The following is a 15,193-nucleotide window of genomic DNA, read 5'->3' as shown; positions in this document are numbered from 1 at the left end:
CGACCGGACTGTGTTCGATTGTAGCTGACCCTGTCGGCGTAGAGGAAAGAGTTTGAGAGGGGTCCCGTTGTATGGAATGCATGGACAAAGACCAACTGCCGGAACTCGCGCTGTACTATATTGCGTTATTACTTCTGGTGTTTTTCATCCTTGAAGTGCTTCAAGCGGCTGTGGGTGAGATTTCATTCTGGATTGAAATGGTGATTATCCTCGTCATTGTCTTTGCGTATCGATATATCGCGGTCTGGCTCGGTATCGCCCCCAGCAGTGAAGAGTAGTGGGATCGACCAGCGAGCCATGCCAATCCTGACACGGTGAGAACCTTGCCGTTCTTACAGCGGGAGCAAGGCGAAAGCCCACCCCTTCAGGGGTGTGGATGAAGCCGACAACCCGGCAGCTTCGCCTGTAGCCTCACTCAGCCGGAGTTTTATAACCAGTGACACTGTATGCATGACCACACCGAGGCGGATCAGCCGCCCAGATAAACGGATAATATCGGGATTCGGGCCACGCTACGTCCAAAAGAATCCCTTTCGGGCCGCTGGCTGTGGATTCCGACACACGGTAACTCTGAATCCCCATACCGGGGATAGGAGTAACGGCGGCTTGGCCCCGCCAGGAGTCCGGTCATGCCGACCTGGCTACAAACCTGAAACTCCCAACCTAGCGGTGCGGTGCCGCGGGAATCCCACGCCTGAAGGCGTGGGAGGAGGTCAAGGAACACCGATGTTCCGGTGCTATCACATCTACGATTCTGTGGACGGTACACCGTCCCAATTCAGAAGCGTCTGTGGGGATGCCGCACTGGCAAGACCGAGCGTAGTGGTTCAACTGCTGCGAGCGTCAGAGGGTATTTGCTGTCCGCGTGGCGACGCTTCCTCTGTCGGTCTAACTCTGTCGCAAGTCGAGCAGCGGGAGTTCTGATAGACGTGTATCCCAATGCAGTAACTGATGCCGACGATCTATATCACAGCTCCACAAGACGCTGCAACGGAGATCGCGCAGACACTCGTTGAGGAACGACTTGCTGCGTGTGTGAACCGCGTGGCCTGTGACTCGATATATCGGTGGGAAGGCGAAGTCCATACCGATGCTGAGACAATCCTCCTGGCGAAGACGACAGCCGACCGGTATCCCGATCTTCGCGACCGGGTTGTCGAGTTGCACCCCTACGAGGTCCCGTGTATCGAACGCTTTGACGAAACTGATATTTTTGCGCCCTTTTCGGACTGGCGAACCAGGAACGTGGACGCTGAATAACCGCTGAAATGGAGCCATCTTTTTGCCACTGGTTATACTCCTACCAGTGTGCCTATTCAGCGTGCAAGATCACTTGCGGATCTGTATACCTCGGTCGCCGACTATGATCTCGTCCTAGTTCCTGACGCCCCGCTTGCGAGCGCCCTCAACCGCCGACTCGACCGGCCACAGTTCGGGACGTTTGCAACCACTCCACGCCGACTGGCCGCTGGGCGTCGCGAGCAGGCCGAGGACCGGACGGCGTTTCTGGAACTCGCCGACACTGTCGACGACTCGTGGAAAGCGCTGTCCTACACTATCGGGAACGTCCTCCAGTGCTGGGAGCACCACGGACAGGCCGCGGGGATCCTGGAGTATCCAACCTACGACGATCCCGTTACGCGCACTGTGGTAGACAGGCTCGCCGCACGCCAGTCGACGTCACAACAGCTGACAGAGTTCACGGTTGACGCGGACCAGTCGGTTGCCGTCGTTGGGCTCCCGGAGTTCACTGAGCTCGAACGATCGATCCTACCAGCGGAGTATGACACGTATCCCCTGTTGACTGACGACGCCTTCGACTACCCGGCGTTCAACATCTTCAGGTCCCCATCGGCGATCGTCGACGCGGTCGTGGATACCATCGACGAGGAGTCGGCTGATAATGTCGCAGTGGTGCTGGATAGTTCGAGCCAGTACTCTCCACTGGTCGAATCTGCGCTCGAAGCTGCAGATATTCCCTACTATGGAGGACCGGGATTCATCGATGACCTCGATGTGCGAGCGGTACTGCGGCTCTTGCGCGTCGCCTATCGTGGCTCCGAGACGACTGTCAGCGATGTCGCCCCGATACTGTCACGACTTGGGACCGATGTCGATATCGAGCACAGTGAGAAACGCCTGGCAGCGACCGACCTGCCAGCAACCGCGTGGATTACGGAGGTGTGTGAGTCGATCGGGGACCGGACCTTTGGCTCGCTCCTCACGGCCTACGAATCGAAAGCCAGCCGAACACTGGACCGTCTTCGGGACGAACTCGAGTCACTCGGGCTCCACGACACTGTGATCACCGAATCGCGGGTTAGTGATCTCGCCTTCTATCTGGATTTCTACGAGGTTCCAGTGGACAGAGAAAACGAGGGCGTGTTACTCGCAGATGCCAAATCTGCCGGCTACGTCGACCGACAGGCCGTGTTCTTTCTCGGACTTGACGAGGGCTGGACCAATAGCGCTCCACAGCGCCCCTGGGTCGACACGGAGGCACAGTTCGATCGGTATATCCGCCGCTTTCAGCGACTAATCCAGAGCGGCAGCGACCAGTACTATCTGGTCGAGGATACCGCTGGGGGCCAACCGGTGACGCCGTGTCTCTACTTCGAGGAACTCCTCGAAGAGCCATTCGAGCGGTTCAGCGACCTCGAATCAGTCAGGTATGAACGGACGGTCGATGGTGACCGTGATGGCTTTGCGAAAACGTCCGTCGAGCCCCCGGTCGAGTCGGCACCCATCGAAACGATCAGCCAGACCAGTCTCAACAATTTCGTCAACAGCCCACGGGAGTATCTTTTCAGCCGGCTGGTCGATTCCCCCGACAAGGACTATTTCCGCGAGGGGAATTTGTTCCATGACTTCGCGGAGTTCTACGTCAACTATCCCGAGGTCATCGACGCAGACACGCTCTCGGAGGTGGTCGATGTCATGCTCGAAGAAGCCAAACCCTTCTACCCTGAGACGGACCGGGTGTTACGCCGACGCCAGTATCGGATCGGGCTGGAAACCATCGTCGAATATCTGGATGCCAATCCACCGACGGCACCTGCCGATCTGCCCCCGGCCGGGGAGCCCGATGAGAACTTCTTCGCATCGTATTTCGACCGCCCCGTTGACTCACCACTGACCGAACGCCAGTTCACCAATCCGGACCTCGGTATCAACGGGAAAATCGACCTCGTGGAGGGACCCACAGCCCTGCTCGATTACAAGAGCGGGTCGAAGAAGTCAGCCTACGACGTCTGTAAACAGGCTGCGATGGACCCACCCAACGAGACAGTCAACTATCAGGCAATCGCCTACCTGGCACAGTTCCGTACACACCAGCCCGGCGAGGCGCTCTCCTTTTCCTTTTTCCACTTCCTCGAAACGCTCGACGATGCGATCACCGGCGACGCGGATATAGATGAGACGCTGACGACAGTCTCCTACTATCCGCAGTCGTTCGACGAGTTCGTCGGGACGCACCCAGCGTATGAGGTCCTCCTGGATGGCTACAAGGACTGTGTGGCGACCTTCGAGGAGCTTGGTTTCGGGACCTACAGCGAGATCATGACAGACCTCACGTTCCCGGACACGACGGATCGGTCGGCGTTACGGGAGTCTGACTTCGCCGACCGATTTGCCGAGGCCGTCCGGCAGGAAACCAGCGACGACGTCGATGCCGAGAAGGGGGCCGATCAGGCGGTTCGGGAACTCAACGGCGTCCGGAAGCGCAACTTCTTCAAAGACGATATCGACCAGTTCGAGGAATTCGTCGCCGACCGACTGACCGAGATTAATCGGTACCGCGCTGGTGAGGAGCGATTCCCGATTGAGGGACTGGGTGGCGAACCCAACTATCGACGGATCGACCATCGCGACATGTTCCTGGAGGAAAACCGATGAGTGACGACCGCACCCCGAACGAGGCTCAGCAACAACTGATCGATGAGACCGAGGGGATCTACCATGTCGACGCCGGTGCTGGCACCGGCAAGACCTTCGCCATCACACGCCGGTATGCGAACATCGTCGACCAGCCCGACGTCGAGCCCGAGGACATCCTGCTGGTTACCTTCACCCGCAGTGCGGCCACCGAGATGCGTGAGCGCATCGTCGAACACTGTTCGTACGGAATGCGTGAGCTGGCCGACGCACCGATCCAGACGTTCCACTCGTACTGTCACGACCTGCTCGACGAGCACGGCTATCGCGCCCCGACACATTTGGGAATTGATGACCGGATCACTGGAGGAACCCAGATCCTTGAGGATAGCCAACTCGAGGACGAGCTATTCCGTGAGTTCTTCGGGCAGTTCCGGGATCGCCATCCTGAGTACAACGACATCTTTCGGGTACTCTCGGAGCCTACCGAGCCGCTCTCGCTCATTAACGAACTCGCTGCGAAGGGTATCTTCCCGACCGCGGACGGCTGGTATCGAGATGGGGCACAACACTTGCAGGGTGACTACGAGCTGTTCAAGCAGTATTTCGATGCCCAAAATCAGGCCCGCAACGACGGACGCAAGCAATCCCCGCTCCGGGACGATCTCTCGCGGTTCGGGACGAACAAAACCTACCGGCAGTCCGCCCCTTCCAAATCGGAGCTTCGGGGTGGCCGGGGGACCAAGGAACTCGACGAGAGCGTCGCTCGCGAGGTCTTTGAAGAGGATCGGAATGAGCTACTGGCATTCGTTCACGACTGTTACTTCGAGTATCTGGAGTTCGCTCTGGAACGGAACTACCTGAACTTCGGGTTCCTCCAGCTGTTTGCTTTCGTGGCACTGTGCGAGGAGCCAGCGCTGCGTGACCGCGTCGGGTTCGAGTACGTGATGGTCGATGAGTTCCAGGACTCCAGTGAGATTCAGTTCAAGCTGGCGCTGCTGCTCGCTGAGACGGACAATCTCTGTGTCGTGGGCGACTGGAAACAGAGCATCTACTCGTTCCAGTACGCCGCCGTCGAGAACATCGCGGAGTTCGACACCCGGCTGGAACGATTCCGGAGCGAGTTGAACGCCGATTCCGAGCGGGTCGAATTCGGGACGGATGGGATCACGTACATCGAGCTGACGGAGAACTACCGGTCGACACAGACACTGCTGGACTTCTCGACCAATGCACTGACCACGCCAGCGACGAGCTCTGAAGCCATCGACGAGCCCGTCGACGTCGACCCGCTGTCCTCGAATGCCACCTTCGACGAGACCAACATTGAGGCTGTTCACCATGAGGACGAACACGAGGCGGTACTGGCCAGGATCCAGTCGATTGTCGATAGCGACGACTACCGGATTGAGGACGAGAACGGTAATCCCACAACCCCGAGCCACGGTGATATTGCAGTCCTGACCAGGACACGCGATTACGGACGGGAGCTACTGACTGCAGCCGAGGAGCACGGGCTCCCGATGGCCTACGACGGGGAGGTCGAACTGTACCGCAGTGACCCCGCGAAGCTACTGCTGGCGTGGCTGCGGATCGTCGAATCCGATGGCGACCGTGGCTGGGCCGTTGTTCTAGAGCGGGCCGGCTACACGCTTGATGAGATCAATGCCCAGCTGGATCGGGAGAGCTACCCGCCAGCGATGACCGAGTTTCGCGAAGCGCTTCGAGAGCTTGAGGCGGTAAGTTCGCTGGCCCGACGCGTCTTCGATCGCTACGGGCTTGCTGATGATTATGCACGGGAATTGCTCGCGCATATCCAGTCCGTCCACGACGCCACAACGCTCACTCGCGGGGACCTGATCCAGTTTATCGAACGCGCAATAGACCAGGGAAGTACCCACGCGATCAACACCACTACTGATACGGATTCGGTGACGGTCCAGACGATCCACGGCGCCAAGGGTCTGGAGTATCCGATCGTCATCCTGGCCAATATGAACGACGGGCGGTTCCCGCCGCGTGGTCGGACCAGTGGTGTGCTGCAGTACGACGAGGCGACGGGGCTCCGACAGCGCAAAACATTCGCTGACGAAGGCCGGTATCCACACGTCTACGATAACTGGCGCTACGATGTCCTGCGGCAGTGTCTCCCCGATGACTACGACGAAGAACGCCGGCTCCTGTATGTGGCCATCACCCGAGCCGAGAGCCACGTCGTTTTTGCCAGTGGGGCCGATCCAAATACGTTCCTCTCTGAGCTGCCAGTCGAACTTACCGAGGGGGCGACAGAGATTGAAGCGAGCCAGCCCGACGAGTCAGTCCAGACACAGCTGCCGTTCAGCATTGCCACACCCGATGGTCCGGTTGGCTACAGTCCACATTCACTGATGGATGACTCCGTGTTTACTGAATCGGAGGCCAATGCCGGTGAGGCCGACGCTGATGAAGCAAGTGGTGTAGACTTTGGCTCACAGGTACACGACTTCGCCGAGGCCTACGTGCTGGGCGAGTCGGTCTCGCCATCGAATCCGCACGAAGAGCGCATCCAGTCGCTGCTGGATGGGCTGGGTGGGGAGTTGCATGTCGAAGCAGACGCTATCCTGCCGCTTGAGATCGATGGCCGGCGAGTGTCGATTACCGGTATCGTCGACCTGGTCCACATCACGCCCGATCGAGTCGAGATAATCGACTACAAGACTGACCGAAGCCGACGGGCACAAGACGAGTATCGCAAGCAACTGAGCGTGTATTATCACGTACTCGCCAGTGAGTATCCGGAGCGAGAGGTAACCACAAGCCTATTTTATTCTGCTATTGGGGAGCTGGTGTCAGTTGAACCGCTATCGAAGGGGGATCTCCGTAAGCTTGTGCTGGACCATCAGTAGATAAGAATAGGGTTCACACAGAGTTTGGGGGGAGTCCTACGGCACGGTACTCGTCTCCCAGGGGCTTGGTGCAGTATGCTGGATCGTGGCGGTGTTTGCGCCAACGACTGCACTGACTATCACGCTGTTCGGTCTCGCCTGGATTCCTGCTGGCGTATCGGGCGTGCTCACCGCAACGCTGAACCAGCGCGTGTTCCCGACTGACCTACTTGGACGCGTCTCTGCGACGAAGGGAACCGCCTCGGGAGCGACGCTCCCGCTTGGCTCACTCGTTGGTGGAGGAGTTGCTGAAGCGTTGGGGACCACGACGACGATGGCGCTGGCCGCGAGCGGTTTCGGCTTTACTGCCGTCTACGTCCTCCTACGGCCACGGCTCCGTCGACTCCCCGCCATCGAAACGGCAACTCCCGACGACTTTGATCTGGAGATCGAGACGCACTAATCGGCCGATTAGTGGGGGCCCCCACGCCCGTTTCGGCCAGAGGAACGCCCATCCCAGATACAATCGTGAAAGCAGTCGCCATACCCCGTGTGGACACCATATTCCGCTCCATCAGGGGCGTTCGGCGATGGAATCGGGTATACAATCCCACGTTGCGGGACTTTTGTTGTCGAATACCATCGAAGTACTCGAAGATCGGGGTGTCCAACGCAGTCGCAAAGCCGTCCACGATTGGGTTTGACGAGGGTGGACTATGAGCATTGGTAATATTATGTGTCGTGGCAACTCCTCACAATCATCAAAAAATTAATTACTATATTATGAAATGGTTGTATCTGACGTATGGAATTCACACGGCAGGAGTCCCTTGATCGACTTCAGGAAACAGTATCGGGCGGCGATCCAATCGTCGGCGCAGGTGCAGGGACCGGTATCTCGGCGAAGTTCGCCGAGCGCGGTGGCGTCGATCTACTGATCATCTACAATTCCGGTCGCTATCGGATGAACGGTCGGGGGTCGCTGGCTGGCCTCCTTCCTTACGGTGACGCCAACGAGATCGTCGTCGAGATGGGCCACGAAGTGCTTCCAGTCGTCGAGGACACGCCAGTTCTCGCCGGCGTCAACGGGACCGACCCGTTCCGACAGATGGATGTGTTCATCGAGAACCTGAAACGACGTGGGTTCTCGGGCGTCCAGAACTTCCCGACGGTGGGTCTCATCGACGAGGACAGCGGGTTCAGACAGAATCTCGAGGAAACGGGGATGGGCTACGACAAAGAAGTCGACATGATCCAAGAAGCGGCCGAGCAAGGAATGCTCACCTGCCCATACGTCTTCAGCGAGGAGCAGGCTCGCGAGATGACCGAGGCCGGAGCGGACGTGGTCGTCTCACATATGGGACTGACTACATCTGGGGATATTGGTGCCGAGACGGCACTAGATCTCGATGCCGCAGCCGAGCGCGTTCAAGCTCATCACGACGCCGCAAAAGAGGTAAACGAGGACGTACTGGTGATCTGTCACGGCGGCCCGATCGCATGGCCCGACGATGCCCAGTACGTACTGGAACACACCGAGGGTGTCGTCGGATTCTTCGGTGCGTCGAGCATCGAACGCCTCCCAACTGAGGAGGCAATCGAAGCACAGGCCCGCGAATTCAAGGAGATTAGTCTCTAAGATGACTGATAGCGAATACTTCATCACTCCTGATGACGTCGAAAGTCAGCTCTTCGATTGGGGCGTCCTGAAGTGGCTGAGCACGCCTGACGTGACGGGTGGCGAGCGCTTCAGCGCTGGCGTCGTCAAACTCGAACCCGGAAAGGGCCATGAGCGCCACGCGCACCCTGACAGCGACGAGATCCTCTTCGTCATCCAGGGCGAGGGTGAACAAGAGGTCGCCGATCAGACACGCGATATCTCGGCCGGCGAGATGGTGTTCGTTCCTGAAGGCGTCGAACACGGAACCGTCAACACCAGCTGGGAACCGTTGTTACTGCTCGCGGTCTACGCACCACCGGGTCCTGAAGAGGTACTCCGGGATCTTCCTGAGTGTGAGATCGTCCCGCCGGGCGAACTGCCGACACCCGAGAACGTGGAGGAGTGAGTATGGCCGTCACAATCGTTGGGACGCTCGATACGAAAGGCGAAGAGATAGGTTTCGCCCGAGATGTCCTTCGCGCGCAAGGCGTTGACGTACACATCATCGACACGGGCGTGGTGGGCGACCCGGAGATCGATCCGGACACTACTGCGAGTGCGGTCGCCGAAGCGGGCGGCACCACGCTGGGGCACCTCCGGGACGATGCCGACCGCGGTGAGGCGATCGAAGCGATGGGCAAGGGCGCAGCGGCGATCGTCCAGCAGCTACACGATGCTGGCGACCTCGACGGTGTGCTCGGACTCGGCGGTTCGGGTAACACCTCGATCGCGACCACGGCGATGCGGGCGCTGCCGGTTGGTGTCCCGAAAGTGATGGTCTCGACGATGGCCTCCGGCGACATTGAACCGTATGTCGGTGCCACTGACGTGATGATGTTGTATTCGGTGGCTGATATTGAGGGACTCAACCAACTCTCCCGGAAGGTAATTGCTAATGCTGCCCTCGCGATGGTCGGGATGGTCACGAACCAGCCAGACATCGAAGTTGAAGACCGCCCCACTATCGGGATCTCGATGTTCGGTGTCACCACACAGTGCGTCCAGACGGCTCGGGAGTATCTCGAAGAACGAGGCTACGAGACGATCATCTTCCATGCGACTGGGACCGGTGGGAAGGCGATGGAGGCCCTCGTGAGACAAGGCGTCATCGACGGCGTGTTGGACGTGACGACGACGGAGTGGGCCGACGAGCTTGTAGGGGGTGTGCTTGCTGCTGGCCCCGACAGGCTGGACGCCGCCGCGGAGACGGGCACGCCACAGGTCGTCTCGACGGGCGCGCTGGACATGGTCAACTTCGGGCCACGAGACTCCGTCCCCGAGGAGTTCGAGGGGCGGCACTTCCACATCCACAACCCACAGGTAACGCTGATGCGGACAACGGCCGAGGAGAACGCTGATCTGGGCGAGGTCATCGCGAAGAAGCTCTCAGCAGCGAACGGACCAACCGCCCTATATATTCCACTTGGAGGTGTTTCGATGCTCGACGTCGAGGGAGCGGATTTCCATGATCCCGACGCCGACACAGCCCTGTTCGAGGCACTCAAAACAAATCTGGCTGAGTCGGTCGAATTGGTCGAGATGGAGACCGACATCAATGACGAAGCGTTCGCCCGGGCACTGGCCGAGCAGCTTGACGCGTATATGCGGGCGGTAGATCTCGCTCCGGAGGAGTGATTACTGCTTCGAAGGAATCTCCGACACCGGACTGGTACGCCTGCTCCCAGCGTTGGTCACCGTCGGACCGTCAGTCATCGCGCACCGCCGCGAGCAGTCACGTCGAATTCGAGGAGAGACATACCGATACGGGGGACGAACGGCCGCAAGAGGCTTCGCCCTGTCGGAACTGTTTAGCCCGCGTTGCTCCTCGACCGACCAATGCGAGTCCTCGATCGGCAGCCCTACTCCTACGTCCTGCTGGCCCGCGACGGCGAGTGGATTCTCACCTTCCTCCTCGGCGGACCGGTAGAGCGCGATGTCTCCGTGCGCTTGACGCTCGCGGAGGTCACTGCAATCGAAGACGGCGAGTCCTCGGCCACGGACTTGGTCGAGACCGTCCGCGCCGACCTCTCAGCGTACGATGACAGACGGGTCAGGCCGACGGTCTGGCCAGGGAAAACGGACGACGAATGAGCATAGCGGTCCCACCAGTTTCGTCAGTGCTCTTCCGTTGCGAACGTGGCGTGTCGGTTTAGCGTCCGGACGAAGTCCGCCTCGTCGATAGCAGTCAGCGACTCGTGTCTGGATAGTTCCTCGCGGAGCCAGTCGCCGGCGCAGGCGTCGACGAACTCGGCCCACTCGTCGAGGCGGAAGTCCTCGAAGTCGTAGACGGCACCGCCGAGACCGTGCCCTTTTCCCTGAAAGAGTCAGATCTCACGGTCGTCGAATGACAGTCCGAGTTCCTTCGGCCACTCGGAACTGTGGTTGCTGTCGGGATTGTGGTCTGGACTCGAGAGGACGTAGTAGGTTGCCATACGGTGGATTCTGCCAGTGGGTCACTCCGAGTAGTCCCCGGTCGGACGGTCGCCGCCGAAGACGGCCGCTTCGAGGGTCTCGCCCCCGGTCGCCCGGAGTGCCCGACCGAGCAAGTGGGTACAGTCTGCCTGTGCTCGGGGATTACCCGTCGAGAGCCTGTCGACGGCCCGCGAGAAGGTTCGTACCACGGCATCGTCGGCCCGGAAGACGTTCTCCTCACTCGCACGCTCGACGGACTGAGACACGGCCTCGACACACGCCTCGACCTCGGCGGCTAGTTGGCTCTGCGTCGTTCCCGCGACTACGACGTCGGCGTAGACTCCTTCGAGAAACGTCGCCGGGTCCTCGACGTGGCTCTCCAAGGCGAACGCCCGGAGGGCGGCATCGAGACGCCGACGCCACGCTGGCGTCTCGGCTTCGACTGCCTCGACGTACGCCCGGGTGTAGACTCCCGCAACGAAACCGGCGGGATCGTCGGGGAGTTCCCGCGTCGCAGTTGCTTCCATCCGCTCCGAGCAGACGGCCAGCCACGCCTCGGTGTTGTCGTGGTCGGCATTCGTCTGCCCGACTTCGGCGAGAGCCGCCGCATACACCCGTTCGAGGACACTCGCCCGCGCCATCCCGACCCACGCGAAGTCAGTTCGCTGTTCGGCGGCGACGACTTCGGTCACGCCGAAGCGAACTTCCGCAGGGTCGGCCTCGACTGCCAGCGCCAGTGCGGTCCCGAAGACCGAAGCGACGTAGTGTACGGGCTGCAGTGGGTACTCCGTCGCCGTTGCGGTGGTTTCGATCTGGGAGAGTACCGACTCCACCAGGCGATCGTGCGTTCGCCCGCCGGCGTCAGTCCGAGTCAGCACTGCCAGGAGAACGGCCGCGTCCGCTTCCGCGAACGCGTCGAACCACTCCGTCTTGCTCGGTCCCTCGATCCCTTCTCGCGCTCCGCGGAACGCCCGGACGAGCGACCCAAGCCACTCTCCGGCCAGGTTCGCCTCGCCCTCTGCGGCCCACCCTGTAGCTGCGTCGCCGTAGACCGAACGCAGGAACGCGACCGGATCCGAGACTAGGTCACCCGTGGCTGCCAGGTCCTCAATGCGCTCTGTCAGGCTGTCGAACCACATACTCTCGCTGTGTGGCGAAATCCCGTCGTCAGGCTCGGTGTCGTATCCCCGGACCTGCGTCGAGAGCGCCCCACGGTAGACCGCCCGAAGGTACGGCTCGACCACTGCTGTCGGTGCATCGCCCGCTACTCCGCGGGTCACGGTCGCGTCGTAGCGGTCGATCCAGTCCGCGAACCCTGGCGAATTCGGGAGTCTGAGGGCTCCTTTGCCGTAGGGGCCCGACTTGGCCACGTCTCCCTGTTCCACGATGGCTAGGGTCGCGAGCGCGCCGGCGTGGAGTGACGCACGGCACTCCCACTCGTCGTCGGGGACCTCCGAGTCAGCGATCGTATCGACCAGCCGGTGACACTTCTCGAACAGTCGCTCGGCACGGTCGAGGTCGCGGTAGTGAACGACGTGCCAGATTGCCCAGCTGTACGTGTCGACCACGAAGGATTCGGGGTGCTCGACGAACGACGACTCGGCCGTGCTCCGACAGAGTTGTTCGCCGGTCGCCACCAGCCACGGCTCGAATCGGTCCGCCGGACAGTTGTGGTCGAACACCCAGAAGCCGATTGCGCTCACGGACGCGACGTGTAACAGCTCGGCCCGGTTCTCGTCGTGCTGGAGCGACGTGGCCACGTCTCTCGCAGCAGCGTCGACCGCGTCAATCCAGACGGGGAGGTCGTCGGTCGGCATCTCCACACTCCCGAGGGCCCCGAGCATCGATCCGAACACGTTGCCGAGGAGGACGGACGCGTGACCGTCCTCGTACTCGGACGCTGTCTGGTCGACGAGCGCGATCACCGGTGCGAGCACCGCCTCGGCACTCGCCGACTCCTCGGCTCGTTCTACGAGCCGTCCGACAGTCTTCCCGTAGATCCAACAGAGCGGATACAGGCCGGGTTCGGGATCGATGGCGTTCCCGTCCACCATCTCGTGGAGCAGATGGTCGACCGTCGCGAGTGCCCCCTGATTCGGCTCTCCTCCGGCTTCTGGTCGGGCAAGCGTCGACAGGGCCGTCGTGACGGCGGTCACGATAGGTTCGACGTCGCCACCGACCGAGTCCCGACCGTGGGGAGTCGCGGTCTCGTTGGTCAGTGCCAGCGCACGAACTGCAATGGCCTCGACCCACGCGTCGGCTGTCGGGTGCTCGCTCGCCACAGTCGCCATAGCAGTGCCCGCGACCGTTCCCCGGTACCTGATCGCCGCGTCCGTGTCACAGCGGTTCCCTGCGACGTCTCCGACGAGGTTGTCGACCAAGAGCAGCCACTCCCGTGCGGCGCTCGGCTGGGCGGTCCGTGCGACGACAGCGACGGCCTCGGCAACGGCCTGCCCGACGAAGGCCGCATCGAGAGCACTGTCGGGCATGCCAGCGATCGCTGCCAGCGTACTCTGGCCCGCGACCGAATCGACCGCGAGTGACCGACGGGAAGGGGTTCGATTTTCGGGCCACTCCAGCGCGGACAGCAGATCCTCGGCGACCGCCTCTGGCGTCCGATCGGCCGCCTCGTCCGCATCTCCCAGGTCGAACTCGGTGCGGTCGCACCAGGCCCCGACGTCGTCACAGCCAGCCCGGTCGGCGATGGCGTCCAGTTGCTCCCGGCGGTCGTCGTCACAGAGCAGCACTGCACCGGAACAGACCCCTGCCTCGACCCAGTCGGCGAGCGCCCGAACGCCCGCGTCGCTCACGATCCGTGCTGGCTCGGCCCCGTAGGTCGCGACGACGACTGCGTTCGGCGTGGCGTCGATTCCCACCCTGCTGTGGTCTGGCTGACGGAGGTCGGGGAGTCTGACTGTCGCTCCACACGTCGTCAGTTCCGTCGCAACGCTCGCTGTGAGCCGTCGCTTCCCGCTGGCGTTCGGTCCCGAGAGGATAACGAGCCCGCCATCGAGTGCGTCGACGACCTCGTCGACGTCGACCCCAGCCACACCCTCGTCCGTTGCAGAGTTCTGGCCCGAGTTCGGGAACTCTCGGTCCGCCTCGGTCGCGTCTAACGCTGTTAGTCCGTTCCAGTGCCAGGAACCGACGAGGGGATCGGTTCCGTACTCGTCGGGCCCCATCGCGGCGTGGTCCAGCGACGACCCGATTGCTCGCATGGCTGTCAGAGCCGCATCGATTGGGGCACTCGCGTCGGCGATGGCTGTCTCCGTTTCGGACTGAGCCGTCAGGCGCTGACTGATCCTCGCTCGCATCGGTTCGGACCCGAACACCCGAAGCCGCTCGACCGTCCCCGGCGGGAGATCGACGGCGATTTCGAGGGCTTCGGCAGCCCCGGCCAGCGGCCGATGTCGAACGAACGGTTCGAGCCACTCCGTGTCGTCATCTGCCAGCGACCTCGCGACGAGAGCGAGTGCGGTGGCGACCGCAGGCGACATTTCGACCGAGCTACAACTGCCATCCTCGGCATAGGGATAAAGGGACGCGATGAGGTCGAGGGCGCCCTCGTCAAACGGTTCGACCGTGATGTCGCGGTCGGTAACCACCGCCCTGACATCGGGACCGGCCAGAACCGTTTCGGACCCATACTGCGAGAGCGAGAGGAAAGCTGCGGGCGTGATTGTCTCCTCGACGGTCCCGATCTGTTGCTGAAGCCGCTCGTCCTCGAAGTCATAGCCTGGATAGGTGACGCGTTCGACGAGGGACGTGCGCTCCCCGTCACCCAGTTTTGGTGGACGTCGCTGGCTGGTGAGTTCGCGGATTTCGGTGATTGCATCGTGGCTCTCTTCGGAGGGCGTCCGAACCACGAGCACGGAATCGACTCGGTCGTGGAACGAAACGGGCGCGAGGTGACCGTGTCGGCAGAGCCAGTCGAGGCTCCGTGGCCGCGTCACGATTACTGCACCCCCGGAACGATCGAACAGGCCATTCAGCCTGTCCCGGTCGCCGCCGAGGTGCAAAACCGCCGAGACAAAATCGTCGACGACCACGAGTTCGTCGTCGTCGATAGCTGTTGTTTCTGCGAGCCGCTCGACGGACGGACCGACCCGCCGCAGGTGATGTGACTTTCCGACACTGGGTGCCCCGAGGACGAGTGTAACCTCACACGGGTCGACCGCGTCGCACAATTCGCCAGGCGTGACTTCTCGAACCGTTCCTTCCATGTAATTCCCCACGACGGACCCCGCCGACGACCGCGTCCGGATGGCAGACCCTGCCGAGTATATCTGTTCAGTACGCTTGCTGGAGAATATAACTGTTTGCTGTTGGGGTAGATATCCCCGAAGCCGATCCAGCCACCACTCCCCCGACATCACCTGAC

The 15,193-nt window shown here is 61.2% G+C and carries 9 protein-coding genes and 2 pseudogenes; 10 read left to right on the top strand and 1 reads right to left on the bottom strand.

Annotated elements, in window-relative coordinates; all coding sequences use genetic code 11:
* The first annotated feature begins 80 nt into the window (after positions 1–80).
* From VI340_RS18590 to VI340_RS18545, 10 genes and pseudogenes are all read left to right on the top strand, one after another.
* The gene (locus VI340_RS18590) at positions 81–278 is read left to right on the top strand and encodes a hypothetical protein (protein WP_225306803.1); all 198 of its coding nucleotides are present in this window, start codon (positions 81–83) and stop codon (positions 276–278) included.
* A gap of 673 nt (positions 279–951) precedes the next feature.
* A complete protein-coding gene (gene cutA / locus VI340_RS18585) occupies positions 952–1,260 on the top strand; it encodes a divalent-cation tolerance protein CutA (protein ID WP_336330837.1) in 309 nt (102 codons plus the stop codon).
* Positions 1,261–1,308: 48 nt separating this feature from the next.
* Positions 1,309–3,897: a PD-(D/E)XK nuclease family protein gene (locus VI340_RS18580; RefSeq protein ID WP_008308232.1), complete on the top strand. Its 2,589-nt coding sequence runs from the start codon at positions 1,309–1,311 to the stop codon at positions 3,895–3,897.
* Complete coding sequence (locus tag VI340_RS18575; protein ID WP_336358932.1) at positions 3,894–6,761, top strand: UvrD-helicase domain-containing protein; 2,868 nt, start codon at positions 3,894–3,896, stop codon at positions 6,759–6,761. Before VI340_RS18580 ends, VI340_RS18575 begins: the two co-directional genes overlap by 4 nt.
* A gap of 22 nt (positions 6,762–6,783) precedes the next feature.
* Positions 6,784–7,203, top strand: a pseudogene (locus tag VI340_RS18570) (MFS transporter); the annotation flags it as partial.
* Positions 7,204–7,330: 127 nt separating this feature from the next.
* Positions 7,331–7,441, top strand: a pseudogene (locus tag VI340_RS18565) (IS6 family transposase); the annotation flags it as partial.
* 104 nt (positions 7,442–7,545) lie between these two features.
* Positions 7,546–8,379 (top strand): phosphoenolpyruvate hydrolase family protein, encoded by an 834-nt coding sequence (locus VI340_RS18560; protein WP_008308236.1) that lies wholly within the window; start codon positions 7,546–7,548, stop codon positions 8,377–8,379.
* Position 8,380: 1 nt separating this feature from the next.
* Positions 8,381–8,806 carry a cupin domain-containing protein gene (locus VI340_RS18555; RefSeq protein WP_008308238.1) on the top strand — a complete coding sequence of 142 codons (426 nt, stop codon included), beginning with the start codon at positions 8,381–8,383 and terminating at the stop codon, positions 8,804–8,806.
* A 2-nt stretch (positions 8,807–8,808) separates the two neighbouring features.
* Entirely contained in the window at positions 8,809–10,035 is a 1,227-nt protein-coding gene (locus VI340_RS18550; RefSeq protein WP_008308240.1) for a Tm-1-like ATP-binding domain-containing protein, read from the top strand.
* Between the two features lie 201 nt (positions 10,036–10,236).
* Positions 10,237–10,491 carry a hypothetical protein gene (locus tag VI340_RS18545; RefSeq protein ID WP_336358930.1) on the top strand — a complete coding sequence of 85 codons (255 nt, stop codon included), beginning with the start codon at positions 10,237–10,239 and terminating at the stop codon, positions 10,489–10,491.
* Between the two features lie 362 nt (positions 10,492–10,853).
* Here VI340_RS18545 and VI340_RS18540 read toward each other — a convergent pair whose 3' ends face one another.
* Positions 10,854–15,035, bottom strand: a complete 4,182-nt coding sequence (locus VI340_RS18540; RefSeq protein ID WP_336358929.1) for a hypothetical protein — start codon at positions 15,033–15,035, stop codon at positions 10,854–10,856.
* Positions 15,036–15,193: the final 158 nt, after the last annotated feature.

The organism is Haloarcula sp. CGMCC 1.6347, assembly GCF_037078395.1.
Classification (GTDB): Archaea; Halobacteriota; Halobacteria; order Halobacteriales; family Haloarculaceae; genus Haloarcula; species Haloarcula amylolytica.
This window is presented reverse-complemented; position numbering and strand designations above follow the sequence as displayed.